This window comes from Priestia sp. D51, from assembly GCF_053345675.1.
This window is the reverse complement of sequence record NZ_JBLTIR010000002.1, coordinates 430426-447261: the sequence shown is the minus strand read 5'-3', so window position 1 is coordinate 447261 and position 16836 is coordinate 430426. Positions and strand designations below refer to the sequence as shown.

14 protein-coding genes are annotated in these 16836 nt (G+C 38.8%); 10 read left to right on the top strand and 4 right to left on the bottom strand.

What is annotated here, in order from left to right; translation table 11 throughout:
* Positions 1-124 precede the first annotated feature (124 nt).
* On the top strand, positions 125-2986 hold the full coding sequence (gene sucA, locus ACNHOZ_RS08875; RefSeq protein ID WP_033579402.1) for a 2-oxoglutarate dehydrogenase E1 component: 2862 nt from the start codon (positions 125-127) through the stop codon (positions 2984-2986).
* Between the two features lie 16 nt (positions 2987-3002).
* Positions 3003-4298 carry a 2-oxoglutarate dehydrogenase complex dihydrolipoyllysine-residue succinyltransferase gene (gene odhB / locus ACNHOZ_RS08870; RefSeq protein ID WP_048019052.1) on the top strand — a complete coding sequence of 432 codons (1296 nt, stop codon included), beginning with the start codon at positions 3003-3005 and terminating at the stop codon, positions 4296-4298.
* Positions 4299-4339: 41 nt separating this feature from the next.
* Here odhB and ACNHOZ_RS08865 read toward each other — a convergent pair whose 3' ends face one another.
* A complete protein-coding gene (locus tag ACNHOZ_RS08865; protein ID WP_033579400.1) occupies positions 4340-4948 on the bottom strand; it encodes a TetR/AcrR family transcriptional regulator in 609 nt (202 codons plus the stop codon).
* Positions 4949-5141: 193 nt separating this feature from the next.
* Between ACNHOZ_RS08865 and ACNHOZ_RS08860 the strand changes: the two genes are divergently transcribed.
* From ACNHOZ_RS08860 to ACNHOZ_RS08825, 8 genes are all read left to right on the top strand, one after another.
* Positions 5142-6317 carry a YhgE/Pip domain-containing protein gene (locus ACNHOZ_RS08860; protein WP_048019053.1) on the top strand — a complete coding sequence of 392 codons (1176 nt, stop codon included), beginning with the start codon at positions 5142-5144 and terminating at the stop codon, positions 6315-6317.
* Positions 6318-6352: 35 nt separating this feature from the next.
* Positions 6353-7864 (top strand): FAD-dependent monooxygenase, encoded by a 1512-nt coding sequence (locus ACNHOZ_RS08855; RefSeq protein ID WP_230683475.1) that lies wholly within the window; start codon positions 6353-6355, stop codon positions 7862-7864.
* Between the two features lie 148 nt (positions 7865-8012).
* A complete protein-coding gene (locus tag ACNHOZ_RS08850; RefSeq protein WP_168760334.1) occupies positions 8013-8204 on the top strand; it encodes a hypothetical protein in 192 nt (63 codons plus the stop codon).
* A 121-nt stretch (positions 8205-8325) separates the two neighbouring features.
* Positions 8326-9018 carry a response regulator transcription factor gene (locus ACNHOZ_RS08845; RefSeq protein ID WP_048019614.1) on the top strand — a complete coding sequence of 231 codons (693 nt, stop codon included), beginning with the start codon at positions 8326-8328 and terminating at the stop codon, positions 9016-9018.
* Positions 9015-10484 (top strand): sensor histidine kinase, encoded by a 1470-nt coding sequence (locus tag ACNHOZ_RS08840; RefSeq protein WP_028412872.1) that lies wholly within the window; start codon positions 9015-9017, stop codon positions 10482-10484. The genes ACNHOZ_RS08845 and ACNHOZ_RS08840 overlap by 4 nt, the downstream gene beginning before the upstream one ends.
* Positions 10485-10509: 25 nt before the next feature.
* Positions 10510-11577, top strand: coding sequence for a TolB family protein (locus ACNHOZ_RS08835; protein WP_047750609.1), 1068 nt, complete (start codon positions 10510-10512; stop codon positions 11575-11577).
* A 156-nt stretch (positions 11578-11733) separates the two neighbouring features.
* The gene (locus tag ACNHOZ_RS08830) at positions 11734-12495 is read left to right on the top strand and encodes a M15 family metallopeptidase (protein ID WP_048019055.1); all 762 of its coding nucleotides are present in this window, start codon (positions 11734-11736) and stop codon (positions 12493-12495) included.
* Between the two features lie 115 nt (positions 12496-12610).
* Positions 12611-13282: a DUF421 domain-containing protein gene (locus ACNHOZ_RS08825; RefSeq protein WP_013057585.1), complete on the top strand. Its 672-nt coding sequence runs from the start codon at positions 12611-12613 to the stop codon at positions 13280-13282.
* 27 nt (positions 13283-13309) lie between these two features.
* Here ACNHOZ_RS08825 and ACNHOZ_RS08820 read toward each other — a convergent pair whose 3' ends face one another.
* The 3 genes from ACNHOZ_RS08820 to corA all read right to left on the bottom strand — a co-directional run bounded on the left by ACNHOZ_RS08820 (position 13310) and on the right by corA (position 16799).
* The gene (locus ACNHOZ_RS08820) at positions 13310-14044 is read right to left on the bottom strand and encodes a polysaccharide deacetylase family protein (RefSeq protein WP_053074032.1); all 735 of its coding nucleotides are present in this window, start codon (positions 14042-14044) and stop codon (positions 13310-13312) included.
* Between the two features lie 83 nt (positions 14045-14127).
* A complete protein-coding gene (locus tag ACNHOZ_RS08815) occupies positions 14128-15405 on the bottom strand; it encodes a polyamine aminopropyltransferase (RefSeq protein WP_048019056.1) in 1278 nt (425 codons plus the stop codon).
* A 431-nt stretch (positions 15406-15836) separates the two neighbouring features.
* A complete protein-coding gene (corA, locus tag ACNHOZ_RS08810; protein ID WP_048019057.1) occupies positions 15837-16799 on the bottom strand; it encodes a magnesium/cobalt transporter CorA in 963 nt (320 codons plus the stop codon).
* Between the last annotated feature and the right edge of the window lie 37 nt (positions 16800-16836).

Genomic DNA, 16836 nt, shown 5'->3' with positions numbered 1-16836 from the left:
ATCAGATACACACGCAGTGAGATTTATCACTCGTTGTAAAGATGTCAGACGATAAGGTAATCGACATTCAAAATGGAAAGATTGTTGAGTACGACAATTATTATAACTCGTTGGGGGTTTTATCATGGGTAACGAAACGTCGAATAGAGGGGAGCCTTGGCAAGGATTTTTGGGTCCGAACTATGGCTATGTATTAGAACAGTATGAGTTATACGAAGAGCAGTCAGATCTAGTAGATCCAGACTTAAAAGAATTATTTGATTATTGGGGTGCTCCTCCATTAAACGAAAGTGAGCAGGTTCAGCAAGCTGAATACGCACAGGCTGCACCTTCAGCTAACACATCTAAAATTGCATCGGCTATTAAGCTAGCGGAAAACATCCGTGCTTATGGTCATCTATACGCGTCAATTAAGCCTCTTGAAAGCGAGAAGAAAGATCCTGTCTTGCTTCACTTGGAAGATTACAATTTAACGCAAGAAGATTTAAAATCAATTCCGGTTGATATTTTATGTACGAATGCGCCATCACACGTCAAAAATGGTTTAGACGCAATTAACTATTTAACAGATGTCTACACAAAAACCATTGCGTTTGAATTCCATCACGTACATAACATGGAAGAGAATAAGTGGCTGACTGATATGGTCGAGTCAGGTGCTATTTTCCAACCTCTTTCAAATGAGAAAAGAACTTCTGTATTAAAGCGTTTAACAGAAGTAGAAGGCTTTGAACAATTTTTACACCGTACATTTGTCGGACAAAAACGCTTTTCTATTGAAGGCGTAGATATGCTAATTCCACTTGTAGATGAACTGATTGCACGCTCAGTGGAAACAAGCCCAAAAACGGTTAATATCGGTATGGCTCACCGTGGACGTTTAAATGTATTAGCACACGTATTAGGCAAGCCGTATGAAATGATTTTTGCGGAATTCCAGCATGCGCCTAACAAGGAATTAGTTCCTTCAGAAGGTTCAATCGGTATCAACTATGGCTGGACGGGAGACGTAAAATATCACCTGGGTGCCGACAAACAAATTAAAGCAGAGAACACAGTTCGAGCTCGTTTGACATTGGCTAGTAACCCTAGTCACTTGGAGTTTGTTAATCCGGTTGTGGAAGGGTTTACAAGAGCGGCTCAAGATGAGCGTGATGTGAATGGATACCCGAAACAAGATGTAAAAAAATCGTTCGCGATTTTAATTCACGGAGATGCTGCGTTCCCTGGTGAAGGTATTGTACAAGAAACGCTGAACTTAAATCAATTGACTGGTTATCAAACAGGTGGAACAATCCACATTATTGCTAACAACATGATTGGATTTACAACAGAAAGCGTCGATTCTCGTTCAACAAAATATGCAAGTGACTTAGCAAAAGGGTTTGAAATTCCAATTGTTCACGTAAACGCGGATGATCCGGAAGCCTGTTTAGCGGCTGCTTATTTTGCTTATGAGTATCGCAGACGTTTTAACAAAGATTTCTTGATTGATTTAATTGGATACCGTCGATTTGGCCACAATGAAATGGATGAACCGTCTGTAACGCAGCCGAAGATGTATGAAATTGTGACAAAACGTCCAACCGTTCGTGCTATGTATGCAAAGCAGCTCGAAGAACAAAACGTTATTCAAAGCGGTCAAGCAGATCAAATTAATGAAGAGTTACAAGCGAAGTTAAAAGCAGCTTATGAGAAAGTACCGCCAAAAGCTGAAAAACAACATAGAATTATGGAAATGCCACAAGCAGTCTTCAAAGGAATTTCAGATATTGATACATCTGTTACAAAAGAAGAGCTGTTTGAAGTGAATCAAGAGCTAGTGAAATACCCTGAAGGATTTAACGTATTTCCAAAACTTGATCGTATCTTATCTAAACGTGCCAAAGCGTTTGAAGAAAATGAAAGCGTGGATTGGTCATTGGGTGAGGCATTTGCATTTGCTACGATTTTAAGAGACGGCACGCCAATTCGTATTACAGGCCAAGATTCTGAACGTGGTACGTTTGCACATAGACATCTTGTTCTTCATGATCATAAGACAGGGGATGTTTACTCACCACTACACGCAATGAAGAACGTAAGCGCTTCCTTTGATATTCGTAACAGTCCATTATCTGAAGGTTCAGTGCTTGGATTTGAATACGGCTATAATGTATTTGCTCCTGAAACGCTTGTTCTTTGGGAAGCACAATTCGGTGATTTTGCCAATGCAGGTCAAGTTATTATTGACCAGTTTATTGCAGCAGGTCGTGCTAAGTGGGGACAAAAATCTGGAATGGTCTTATTGCTGCCACATGGCCATGAAGGTCAAGGGCCAGAACACTCAAGCGCTCGTCTAGAACGTTATTTACAGCTAGCTGGAGAAAACAACTGGACAATCGCAAACGTAACAAGCGCTGCGCAATATTTCCACTTACTTCGACGACAAGCTGCCATTTTACAGCGCGAAGAAGTAAGACCGCTAGTAGTTATGACACCAAAAAGTTTGCTTCGTAATGCTTTTAGTGTGTCAAACCTTGAAGAGTTTACAAAAGGCTCTTTCCGCTTAGTAGTAGAACAGCCTGGATTAGGCAAAAAAGAAGATGCAGTTGAACGAATCGTTCTGTGCAGCGGAAAAATCAGCAGTGAGTTAACGGAACGCTTAAACAAAGCAGAAGATGATAAAGATTGGCTACACGTTCTTCGTCTAGAACAAATTTATCCGTTCCCAAGACGCGTAATTGCTGAAATCTTTGCTCGCTATAAAAATTTAAAAGAGATTGTCTGGTTACAAGAAGAGCCTGAAAACATGGGCGCATGGAACTATGTAGAAGATCGACTGCGTGAAGTAGCACCAGAAGGAGCTACTGTTGACTACATCGGCCGCACAAGACGCTCAAGTCCAGCTGAAGGAGATCCAACAGTTCACAGACAAGAACAAGAACGTATTTTACAAGATGCATTAACTAAAAATGAAATTGCTAACGACGTTGTTACACGATAAGGAAGGGGAATGAACCATGGGAGAGATTAAAGTACCGGAATTAGCAGAATCAATTTCTGAAGGAACAGTTGCACAGTGGCTAAAACAAGTAGGAGATTTCGTTGAAAAAGGCGATTATATCGTTGAACTTGAAACAGATAAAGTTAACGTTGAAATTACAGCTGAAGACTCTGGTGTGCTAACAGAACTTCTTGCTGGCGAAGGCGACACAGTACAAGTTGGTGAAACAATTGCACGTCTTGAAGCGAAAGAAGGAGCTTCAGCACCAGCAGCACCAAAAGCTGAAGAAAAACCAGCAGAAGAAGCATCAAAACAAGAAGCTGCTCCAGCTCAGCAAAAAACAGTTGAAGAAGTAGCGCCAGCAGCTGAAGCGCCTCAACAAGGAAATCAAAAACAATGGCTGATTGCTTCTCCTGCAGCTCGCAAAGCAGCAAGAGAACGCGGAATCAAGCTAGATCAAGTACCAACTACTGATCCTCTTGGCCGTGTGCGTAAACATGATATTGATTCATATGCAGATCAAAAATCAAATGAGCAAAAACAGCAGGCACAAGCAAGTAAGCCAGCTAACCCGGTATCTCCGTCTCCAGCGGCAAGTGAAAATAGCGACAAACCTGTTGAACGCGAACGTATGTCACGTCGTCGTCAAACAATTGCCAAACGTCTCGTTGAAGTTCAGCAAACAGCGGCTATGTTGACAACGTTTAACGAAGTAGACATGACGGCTGTTATGGCTCTTCGCAAACGACGCAAAGACAAATTCTTTGAACAGCACGACGTAAGACTTGGCTTTATGTCATTCTTCACAAAAGCAGTAGTAGCAGCACTTAAAAAATACCCATTATTAAATGCTGAAATTCAAGGCAACGAGTTATTAATTAAAAAATTCTACGATATTGGTATTGCTGTGTCAGCTCCAGACGGTCTTGTTGTTCCAGTTGTACGTGATGCTGACCGTAAAACATTCGCTGGTATCGAAGGATCTATCGTTGATTTAGCGAAAAAAGCGCGCGACAACAAATTAGCATTAAAAGATTTACAAGGTGGAACGTTCACAATTACAAACGGCGGTGTATTCGGTTCATTAATGTCTACACCAATTTTAAACGGGCCTCAAGTTGGTATTTTAGGAATGCACAAAGTTCAGCTTCGTCCGGTAGCAATTGATGAAGAGCGTATCGAAAATCGTCCGATGATGTACATTGCACTTTCTTACGATCACCGTATCGTTGACGGCAAAGAAGCCGTAAGCTTCCTAGCTACTGTTAAAGAACTATTAGAAGATCCAGAATCTTTATTACTAGAAGGTTAATAAAAAGAACCTGCTATTCTCCGAGAGAATAGCAGGTTCTTTTATGTTCGCTTAATGCCTGCAACATAAGCAGGACCCAAAAAAGTCATGCTAGCGAGTGTCAGAGCCATTTCTCTAGGTGACTGCTTCATATCTTGTTCTAGCCAGTGCTGAATGACGCCAAGATGCGCTGACGTTACATAAGACATTAAATGTTCAAGTGGAACAAGCGGAGGCGTTTTATTATCCATGAGCTCTAATTTTTCCAGCATATTGGTTTTCATAACTTCTTTAATTTTAAGATGAAAGCCAGGGTTGCCTTTTGGACCGAGCATAACCTGCATAAAACGCGCATTCTCTTGAATATATTCAAAAAGCGCAATAATAAACGGCAAAGGCTGTTCTTTCAAATTAGCAGATACAATCTCATTTGGATTTGCTTTTTTGATAAATTCTTTTATTTCTTGAATGACTTCATTTTCACTTTTTTCAAGCAAATCGTATTTGTCTTGGTAGTGTAAATAAAAAGTTCCTCGATTAATATCGGCTTTTTTCGTCAGATCTCTGACCGTTACGCCTTCAAATCCTTTCTCTTCCATTAATTCTGTTAAAGCATCTCGGATAAATTTCTTCGTTCGAATAATTCTACGATCTGTTTTTGAATTCCCCACAGTTTTTAAACACCTACTTTTTTCTTTAATAATGAACAGTTATGTGTTTTGTGTTAAGTAAGCGACATTCCCATGATTATTGCATATTGAGAATGCAGGTAAATTTATTATAATTTACATAGTGATCACTAATCAACAGCATGTACATTATCTTTCCATCAACGTGTATATGCTTAAAGAAGGGGATATCTATATGAAATTAAGTAACCAAAAGCTTATATATCTTTCACCAATTATAGTGGTAGCAGTTATTTTCATTTTTACCCTAACGTTAATTCCTTCAGTAAGCCAAGCACCTAAGAATTTGCCAATCGCATTTGTAAATGCCGACGAAGGAATGACAGTTCCAGCAAAGGGTAAGGTAAATATAGGAGATCATATAAAACAAAATATGAAGAGTTCAAGCGCTGAACAGGCTTCGGTTAAATGGATTTTTGTATCAACTACTAAAGAAGTTGAAACAGGGTTAAATAATCAAAAATACTACGGAGCGCTTATCATTCCAAAAGATTTCACCAAAAAACAGGCGACTCTTCAGACGGCTCAGCCTGAGGCACCTGCTATTAGATTGTTAGTGAATCAAGGAATGAATACAGCTGCTTCAACACTAGCCAGTCAGGTGCTAAACGGAGCAGTTGATCAGATGAATGAAAATATGCGCTTGCAGCTAGTGAAAAGATTTGAACAAAGCGGAACGCAACTAAGTGCAAACCAAGCATTAGCACTCGCTGCACCGATTCAAAAGACAGTGATAAACGTCAATAAAACAGGGACTCATAGTGTCAACGGAAATGCCCCCGTTTCATTATTTCAGCCGCTGTGGATGGCAAGCATAGCAGGGGCAGCAGTTGTCTTCCTCAGCATCCACAAAATCACGTTTTCTTCTCGCAAAGAGAAAATTGTTAACCAAGTAGGGTTCGTAATCATTGGTGCTACACTTGCTTTAGCTGCAGGTTTCGGGCTAGCGTGGCTAGCTGAAGTAGTTGGAATAAGCGTTCCTTCATTTTTGGATACAGCACTATTCTTAGCTATTGCTTACTTCAGTTTTTTCACCTTGATATCAGCCGTACTTTCATGGCTAGGACTAAAGGGACTTCCAATTTTCGTTATTATTCTATTTTTTGGCGCACCTTTGCTTTCAATGGCCCCAGAAATTATGCCTGATTTTTATAGAGAGTGGATTTATCCATGGCTGCCAATGAGATTTATGGTAGATGGCGTAAGAGAATTATTTTTCTTTGGAGAACATCTGACATGGAATTCTTCTGTATCTGCTCTAGCTCTTATCTCTTTAATAAGTTTGTGTGCTCTGTTTGCTTCTGCTTTACCTGCATCTTCTGTGAAAAAAGAGAAGTCTCGCTCAATATAAAAAATACTGCAACTGAATGAGAAGGAGAGATAATGATGAAGCCACAAATCCTAATCGTTGGTGCCGGACCTACTGGCCTTGTGATGGCCTATAATTTAGCCAGACATACCATTCCTTTTCGAATTATTGATAGAAACGAAGGGCCTGGGCAAGCCTCCCGGGCAATGGCTATTTTACCGCGAACCCTTGAATTTTATCAGCAGTTCGGTTTTGCAGATGAAGTCATAGACCGCGGGATTAAGATGGAAGATGTATACGTCCGAGTAAAGAATAAAATAAAAGCAAAAGTTCATCTAGGATCTTTAGGAGAAGGATTAAGTCCTTTTCCTTTTGTTCTTACATTTCCACAGGACGACCACGAGCGGTTTCTGCTTGAAAAATTAAAAAATCTTGGGATTGAAGTAGAATGGAAGACGGAGTTACTATCTCTAGCTGAACACGGAGAAGGGATAAAAACTTTATTAAAAGCCCAGCAAGAGGAAACCGCTTATTTTAAGTATATTTGTGGATGTGACGGAGCACACAGTACAGTTCGTAAACAAATGAATATAGAGTTTAAAGGAGAAAAATATAAACAGCATTTTTATGTGATGGATGTTCACGGCTCTGGTGAAGTGATGAAGAATCAAAAAATCAGTATTTCATTTAGCAATGAAGAATTTTTGATTTGTATGCCTGTTAGAAGTAAAGGAACGTATCGAATGATCGGCATTATTCCTTCAGCTCTTTTGGATCAAAACGATATAAAAGCTGAAAATATTCAAACTTTTCTTCAACAAACATTTGGTGCTGAGATTGAAAATATAAATTGGTTCTCAACATACAATATCCATCACAGAGTAGCAAGTCGTTTCCGACAAGGGCGTATTTTTCTAAGTGGAGATGCAGCCCATATTCATAGTCCTGCAGGCGGCCAAGGAATGAACACAGGAATTGGAGATGCAATCAACCTTTCATGGAAATTAGCAGCTGTCCTTCAACACAAAGCGGCACTTTCCATATTAGATACATACGAAGAAGAAAGGTTACCTTTTGCAGAGCTGCTTGTAAATACAACTGATCGCGCTTTTAAGCGAATGGTGGCAAGAGATAAAACGAGTCAATTTTTTAGAAAGCATATCTTTCCGCCTGTACTGTCCTTTTTATTTCGCTTTCCTTATCTCCGTCACAAAGCATTTACAATTTTATCTCAAATCCGCATTAAATATCGAAATAGTAACCTAAGCAGCGGACAAGGGACAAATGTGCAAAGTGGTGATCGGTTACCTTATGTGGAAGGGAATTTTGAATCTTTACAGTCCTTAAACTGGCAAATACACGTCTATGGAACAGCAGCACAGAAGCTAAAAAAGAGCATGAGAGAAAAAGGCTTCTCTTTGCATGAGTTTTCTTGGAACCCCTATATGAAGAAAGCAGGGCTTCAAAAAGATGCACTGTATGTTATTAGACCGGACGGGTATATCGGTTTTATTAGCAGCGAACAGCGTATAGAGCTTCTTTATCAATATTTGAATACTCATAAAATCCGTCCTTTTACAAATGAATAATAACGCTAATAAAAAGCTAAGACAACATGATTTTAGCTAAAAGAAAATTGGATCGATGAATCGAGACTCTTCAAGGAAAATCAACTTTATTCGGATTTTTTTATGGTCATGTAAACGTAGATTTCATCTATTTAGTTTACTCAAGCGGTTGATTGGAGGGCAAGGCGCAGACTCCTGCAGGAAAAGCAGAACAGGTGAGACCCCGCAGGAGCGCAAGCGACGAGAAGGCTCAGCGGCCGCCCGCGGAAAGCGAAGCCTTGCACGGAAATCAACCGCGGTGTCAAAAGCGCTCCATACTAAGCCTCTTTTATCTCATTTGTGCGTCTTTAGATTGAATTGATTTTGTTATGTCTCAATCTCTTTATTTTTGTTTACAATTTCGAAACAACTTGGAGATGTTTTTGCTAAAGCTGTTTGATAAGATAGACGAAGAGAAATATCAAATGAAAGTACGTGATACATTGAATAAAAGGATTTTAGTAGTAGATGATGAAAAAAGTATTGCCACAGCGGTATCTTATGCTTTCAAGCGCGAAGGATATATTGTAGACACAGCATCTGACGGTGAAGAAGCACTTGAAAAAGTAAAAAGCTTTCGACCTGACGTGATGATATTAGATGTGATGATGCCAAAACTAACCGGCTATGAAGTATGCCGAAAACTTGAGAATCGAAGAGGAATGGGGATTATCTTGTTGACGGTTAAAAATGATATCGTCGATAAAGTTCTAGGTTTAGAGTTAGGCGCTGATGATTACATGACCAAGCCATTTGATGTAAGAGAACTTGTAGCTAGAGCTAAAGCACTTGTTCGGCGAATAGAAAAAAATGAAGCTCCTGAAGCTGTGGGAGAAATCACGGTGGGAAAAGTGAAAGTGAACTTAATTCAGCGCACGTTACATGTTGATAATGAGTTAGTTAAGCTTACACCAAAGGAGTTTGATCTTATTGCTTTATTGCTTGCCAATTTAGAGAGAGTGTACACACGAGAAGATTTACTAGATCTTGTCTGGGGAATGGATTATGCAGGCGGTACACGTACGGTAGATATTCACATGCAGCGCCTTCGAAAAAAAGTAGGAGAAGCAGAGCCTTATTTGCTTCAAACGGTATACGGGGTTGGATATAAAGCGACTGCAGGAACCAATGAATGAAAATCAGCCTAAAAGCTAAGATGGGACTCGTTCTTGCTTTTTTAATTATTTTAACAGTAACCGTACTGAGCGTACTCGTATTAAAAGGAATTGAGACCAATCAGCGTGATCAGCTAGAAAGTGAACTTATTCAAAAAAGCAAAGCAGCGGAGCAAACGATTCATCAAAGTTATGTAACAGGTGACCCGTCTCTGAATACAGATTCCTTTCTTCAGCAAAAAGGACAGCGCCTTGCATCTTCAATTGCATCACAAAGCGGAATGCAAACAGTCCTATATAATCAAAAAGGACAGGAAGCAGGAAGCTCTATTCCCATCGGCCAAAAAGATGTGGATGTTTCTGATACGCTTAGCTATGCTTTGAAAGGAAAAATAGCCTATCAAATCTCGGGTTCTTCCCTTATTTACTTTGCACCTGTGTCAATCGAGAATCAATTTATTGGAGTCCTTCGTTTTGACCATTCCCTAAAAAATAATCAGCAGTTTATAGCTGACATTAGGCACTTATTTCGTATGGGGGGAACGATTGCAGCGGCAGCAGCTTTTTTAATTGGCTATGCTTATTTTTATCGCATTGCTTCTCTCATCGCTACGCTTCAAAAAACTTCACAGCAGATTCGAAAAGGCCATTATTTAACTGATGTGCCCTTCAAACGGCGCGATGAACTCGGAGAGCTCAGTCAAGGCTTGTTTTTTATGAGTACGTCGATTGAAAAAAACATCGATCAAATGAATAAAGAAAAAAGAAAGCTTGAGTTCGCCATTTCGAAACTGCAGTCTCTCGAACAGCAGCAAAAGCAGTTTATCGGTAACATTAGCCACGAATTTAAGACGCCTTTAACATCGATCAAAGCTTATGTTGACTTACTTGATATGTATCGAGATGATCCTCAGCTTATGGAAGACGGTGTGCAGAACATTCGTAAAGAAACGAATCGCCTCCATGAAATGGTGGATAAAATCTTAAAGCTTTCAGCACTTGAGAAATATGATTTCGAGCAGCGACCAGAGCAAGTTGAATTGAAACGGCTTCTAGAAGACATATGCGATCGTATGAAAGGAAAAGCTGCTAAATTTGATTTGACTCTTCATACAAATATAAAAGAAGCGGTTGTTTGGGCTGATCGCGAAAGCTTAATACACATTTTCATTAATTTAATTGACAATGCTATTAAATATAATGAACCCGGAGGAAAAGTGGAAGTAGCATCTTATACTTTAGAGAATTCTATCATTGTAGATGTAGCCAACACCGGAATAGGAATTCCACCCGAAGCAGAAGAGAAATTATTCCAACCATTTTTCACCGTAAATAAAGATCGGTCGCGTTTATCCGGAGGAACAGGTCTTGGCTTAGCATTAGCCAAAGATTTAACTGAAAAACAAAACGGTGTTATCAAGCTGCATCATTCTGACTCTACATGGACAACTTTTAAAGTGTCGTTTCCTTTAAAAAACGAGAACTGAGTTAGCTAAAAGGAGTGAACCGTTATTGAAACGGTATAGATTAATGATATATATCGCAAGCACTTTTCTTATTTTAGCATCATGCGGCCAAGGAGAAGGTCATAGAGAAACGGTTGAAAAACCAGACAAGAAAATTACTGTATTGGACCACGTAAATCAAGATGGAAAAATAGAAGTGAAAGACGTTCAAGATATTAACGGAGTAAGAGCGTTTCAATTTTTGAATGAAAACACAGTGATTGTTAGTCAAGAAAATAAACAATTTCGGTCGCACGATTTCGGTCCCAAAGAGGTATATGCGCAGAATTTAGCTACTTATAATCTAAAAAACAAGTCTACTTTTGTGTTGCATCCAAGCAATGAAATTCAACATGCGGCGAAGCTTTCTCCAAATGGCAAATATCTTTTTTATAAAGTTGCAAAAGGCGAAGATACATTTGGTTATATAATGAACGTTCAAACAAAAAAAACAGTTGAAATCAAGAATGTTCTTCTCTACCCATCAAGCGGAGAGTGGCTTAATAATTCAGAAGTAATGTTTATTACAATGGAAGGAAAGCTTTCTAAAGCAAATGTAAAAGGAAAAGCAGAACCTCTATTGCACAGAGACGATCGAATCTTAGATGCAGTTAAAGGGATAGGTGGCATTTATTATATTGGTGTAAACAACCAGCTTTTTTTTCTTCATAACGAACAGACGGACCCTGAAAAAATCCGAGATAATGTGGTTTCTATTATCCCGTCTCCAAATGGAAAGCAATTAGCGCTCGTTCAGCAAAAAGATGCCCAAACGAGAACGCTGTCTATCACAGATTTAAAAGGATCAGAGGCCTTTCAGCTTGCTCTGTCCACTCAAATTTTTGGTGTCAGCTGGTCTCCCGACGGTTCGAAATTAGCTTATAATTTTATTTCTGAAAAAGAGGGAGATAAAGGGATATTCATAGCAGATGGATTAACAGGAGATGTTACACACTTAAACGTAAATTTAGACTATGCCGCTGATCAGCTTGCCTGGAGTCAATCAGGAAATAAACTAGTTGCATCGAGCTTTACGCAAAATCAAGTTCATACGTATATTATCTTTTTGAAATAGACTGCTTAGGCAGTCTTTTTTTTACGCATACTAAACTTCTTTAAGAGTGTTTACAAGTTTGAAACAACTGAATAAAAGACAGAAACATTTATGTTTTATTCTTTCTTTACAGGCTTTTATAGCGTATCAAAAGCCATGTGAAAGGAGTAAGACATCATGAAATACTTTTTATTTATTTGTTCTTTAGCTTTTGCGCTGATGATAGCAGGGTGCGGCACAAGCAATTCTTCATCAAAGTCTGCCGGAGAATTCACAAAAAATGGACAGGCTCAAAAACTAGAAAGCTCATCAGCTTCTTCATCTTTAATGAAATCTAATGTAGACGAAACAGTGGTAATAGCCAATCCAGAATCGGTTACGGCTTTAGTTAATAAGAAGCATCAGCTTCCTGAATCTTACCAGCCTTCCGATTTAGTCTATGCCGACGTTCCGTTTATCTTTAACGAAAAAATAGAAAAACGAATGCTTAGAAAGCCTGCGGCACAAGCTCTTGAAGAACTTTTTCGAGACGCGGAAAAAGAGGGGATCAGCTTACTTGGCGTATCTGGTTATCGATCTCACGAGCGGCAAAAAGAGCTTTTTGCATTTTACGCAAAGCGAGACGGTGAAGAACAAGCACGCACCTATAGCGCCTACCCAGGAACGAGTGAACACGAAACGGGACTAGCAATCGATGTCACCGGAGGAAAGGGAATATGTGCTGCGACAGACTGCTTTGCTGATACACTAGAAGCTCATTGGCTTTCAAAACATGCGTATCAATACGGATTCGTTATTCGATATCCTCAAGGTGAAGAACAAGTTACCGGTTATAAATACGAACCATGGCACCTTAGATATGTAGGAAAAAAGGCAGCCTCATCCATTTTTAATCAATATATAACGTTAGAAACCTATGCAAGTAAGAAAAAAGCTTAATCAAAAGTTCTATAGCTGGAAAACGAAGGAAAGAAAAATGAAAAGGGAGGTTTATTACTCTCACATATGATACAAACTGATACTATAACATGCTTGCTATAGAGGAAGGGTATCGATGTATAAAGATATTGCGATTGAACTGATATGTGGATTTTTAGCGCTATTTATTATGCTGAAGCTTTTAGGTAAGACGCAGTTTGCTCAAATCACTCCGTTTGACTTTATTACAACGCTTGTCCTGGGAAATATTGTAGGGGATGCAGCTCTTGAAAAAGGAGTAGAGTTAACTGAAATTCTTTATAGCGTTTTGATTTGGGGGCTTCTGATCTACGCAGTGACAAAGCTATCTCAAACCTTTACAGGGTTTAGAGGAATTCTTGAAGGAAAACCTTCAATGATTATTTATAAAGGGAAAATCCTTTATAAAGAGCTTAAGAAAAACAACTTGGACTTGAATCAGCTTCAGCATCTAATGAGACAGCAAGGGTATTTTTCACTGTATGAAGCAGAATACGTCATTTTAGAAACAAATGGAGAGGTGAGCGTCGCTCCTAAACACGAATTCGGCCCTCCGACGAAAAATGATTTAAACATCCCTTATTCTCAAACTAATTTACCTATTGCTTTAATCATGGATGGAAAAGTAGTGCCTGGTAATTTGAAAGAAGCAAACGTAGATGAAAAATGGTTAAAAAAACAGCTTGCAATCAAGAAAATTAAAAAATACAGCGAAGTTTTTTATGCTGAATGGCAGCAAGAGCGGGGACTGGAAATAACAAAATTCTAAAAACCCTTTTCTTTTAAGGAAAGGGTTTTAGTTTTCTTTTAATAGCTTAGCAAAATCCTCAATCGTTGTAGAATACGTGACGTACAGACGAGGAATAAGATAGTTTTCATTCTTTTGTCCGCTTTCAGTAAAAAATTTTGGAATCGTTGAAAGCCCAAATGTATAATTCTTTTTTGTTTCTTCGACTACGCGGCTATTGACCTTTCCGTAAGGGTAAGCAACAGCAATAACGGGCTGGCTCGTGATGGATTCAATTTTCAGCTTTGATTCAGCTAGCTCATAGGATAAATTTTTCGTCTTAGTTAAATCCGGATGGGTAGCGGTATGAGACTGAATAGAAAAAAATCCTGAATCAACAAATTTTTTTAAATCGGCTGGCGACAAACGGTTGGGACGGCCAATAAAATCTGAAATCACAAAAATTGTAGCCGCTGGATGAAACTGAGGGCTGGCTGCTCTTTGAAAAATAGGCAAGATAGTAAGATTATTTTTATATCCATCGTCAAATGTAATAAATATAGGCTTTTTTACGCGCTTCAGCTCCTGCCATTTTTCAAATGTTAGCGGCGTATACCCTTGCTTTTTGAGATAAAGAAGCTGTTTCTCAAAATTTTCAGGTGTCACATAAAGTTCTTTTTCCCCGTGGCCTGTGTAGGAATCAATAGAGTGGTAAATCAGTATAGGTACTTTCACTTGGCTAAAAGCGGGGGAAGGGAAAATAACAGTTAGCAATAAGATAACAAAAACCGAAATTTTTCTCATAACAATCCTTTCTAACGCGCAGTGATGACGAGACTATCTTAGTATGTCAAAAGAAAAGGAATGTATAAGCCAAGCTTTCTTTTTTACAAGTATAAGCCTTCTTTTTTAAATATTTTATGCAGAACCAAGTGCTCAGCAGAGTTCACAACCGCAAACTGTTTTTTAGAAAGAGAATGAGGAGAAAAACGCATTAGCTTAGTAAAGTCTGATGGCAGCGTAGTAGATGAAACATCAGTAGAGAGTATAGGGGCAGACAAAGATGTTTTCGAGCCGATGTGAAAACCCCAATCTCCAAAAGAGGGAATAATGGTGTGGTAGCTCAACGTATAAAACTGAGAAGCTTTCATCGTCTTATTAATGCTCCAAAAAACGATAGGTGTGTCTCTAGGAGAATTTGACTGACATACGACTAAGCCTCTGTGTGATAGTGAACGTTGGAGAAGTGTGTAAAATTCTTTTGTATAAAGAGCACTTATTTTTTTGTTAGTAGGATCAGGAAAGTCAATAATGATGATATCATAACACGCTGAATTCAAAGAGAGGTAGTCAACAGCATCTTGAATATGAACAGTGACACGAGAATCTTCAAACGAGTGTTGATTTAATTTCTTTAATTCTTCTACATTTATCGCAGCATTTACAACGTCAGCATCTATTTCCACAAGGTCTATTTCTTTAACTTCCTTATATTTAAGAACTTCTCGCAAAGCTAAACCATCTCCTCCGCCTAGAATAAGAATGCGGCGAGGACTTAAGGAAGCTGCAAAGATAGGGTGCACAAGAGCTTCATGGTACGCATGTTCATCCAATGAACTAAATTGCAGCTGTTCATCCAAATACATTCGAATATCAGATGCTTTAATCAGCTGAATATCTTGAATACTGTTTTTCTGATGAAACAAAATGTCATGCTGACCTGATAAGATCTGCTGTAGACTAACGTGATCTGAGTCATCTCCACGATTGAGAAGACGAGTGCTTGCAGCATGCTGACGATTTTTTGTTAGAGTTTCGGCGTGTTGAATTCCGCGAGAAATTGAATATACAACAGCTTTTTTTGAAGCTAATTGCTTCAGCAACGCATAACCAATTTCAATTATTTCTTTGTCTCCGCACGTATAAAAATCTAATGAAGCGTAGTTTTCCTCCGGCCAAGTATGAATAGACAAGTGAGAGGTAGCTAATACGAGAATACCTGTAATGCCTTGGGGCGTAAACTGGTGAAAATAACAGTGCAAAACTTCCATCTCTGCATCTAGTGCAGCTTCAATAAGAATTTGCCTTAAAAGTGAGGGATCATTTAATATCACTTCATCGCATTCGAACGCATCCATTAGCAAGTGTTCGCCTTTAATATCCACTACTTCAGCCTCCTTTCTGAGCATTATTTTCACTATCTTATGAAATTTTTCAGAAAAAGGAAACGCAAGCACGTTAGTTTATAAATATTTTCGGGAAATAACTAGTTATCATCACATAGAAAGGCGGTTGAAGCAAACATATTTTCGTTGAAGGAAGAGCCGAACAATCAATCCATACTCTTAGTAGAAATCGAAACCTTTCGAATTTTTTCATTGATAGGATGAACGTAGGATTCATGTATTTAGGATTTCTAGCGGTTGATGGGAGAGCAAGGCGAAGACTCCTGCAGGAAAAGCGAAACAGGGGAGACCCCGCAGGAGCGTAAGCGACGAGGAGACTCATCGGCCGCCCGCGGAAATTGATAGCACTAGCTCACTTATCCAATTTATTCATCTTTACATTGGATTGATTTCGGTATGTCTCAATCTTTCTACTCTTTATCAGCATTAAACCAGCCTTTTCGCTTGAACCATAGAATTAAACCAAGCGTTATCAATCCCATGAATCCAAGCACAAAGAAATAGCCATAGTGCCACTTTAGCTCAGGCATATTTTCAAAATTCATTCCGTATACGCCAACGATAAAGGTAAGGGGAATAAAGATAGATGAAATAACAGTCAGCGTCATCATAATTGAATTCATCCGGTTTGAATTAAGAGAAAGATAATTATCGCGCATATCAGACGTCATTTCCCGGTTTGATTCAATCATATCGGCTAATTTTAATAAGTGGTCATAGACATCTTTAAAATACCTTTTTTGTTCAGGATGAACATCTAAGCGTTCAGAATTTATAACACGGTACAATAAATCGCGCATGGGCAAAATGGTTCTTCTGATTTTTAGCAAATCACTTCGAAGTTTGAATACATCTTCCATTAAAACAGAAATGGATTTCTTTGCATCTATGTTTTCTATATCATTCAGCTCATCTTCAATCTGATATACAGTGGGGAAATATTCATCTACCACTTTATCCATCACAGAATATGCAAGATAGCTTATCCCTTTTTCTTGAATCGAAGGTGTATGAAGCAACTTTTCCCATACTTTATCAATTGCAGCTGACGGGTGAAAATGAAAAGTAACGATGTAATTTTCGCCGATAAAAAGGTCAACTTCTTCAGCTTCTAACGTTTGACGATTTAACGAATGAAGGACAAAAAAACTGTATCCTTCATAATAATCGAGTTTTGGACGCTGCAGAAAATGAAAGCAATCTTCAATCGCTAACGGATGAAAGTGAAAAGATGATTGAAGCAGCAGCGCTTCTTCTTCAGAAGGGCAGTTAAAGTCAATCCAATAGTACTGAATAGAGGGATCGTGAATCTGATCTAATTGTATATGTTTCACAAGTTTGTTATCGTTCGTAAGAGCTAACGTTCGTATCATTTGAAAACTCCTTTGTGTTTTTATAGCTATTTTCAAT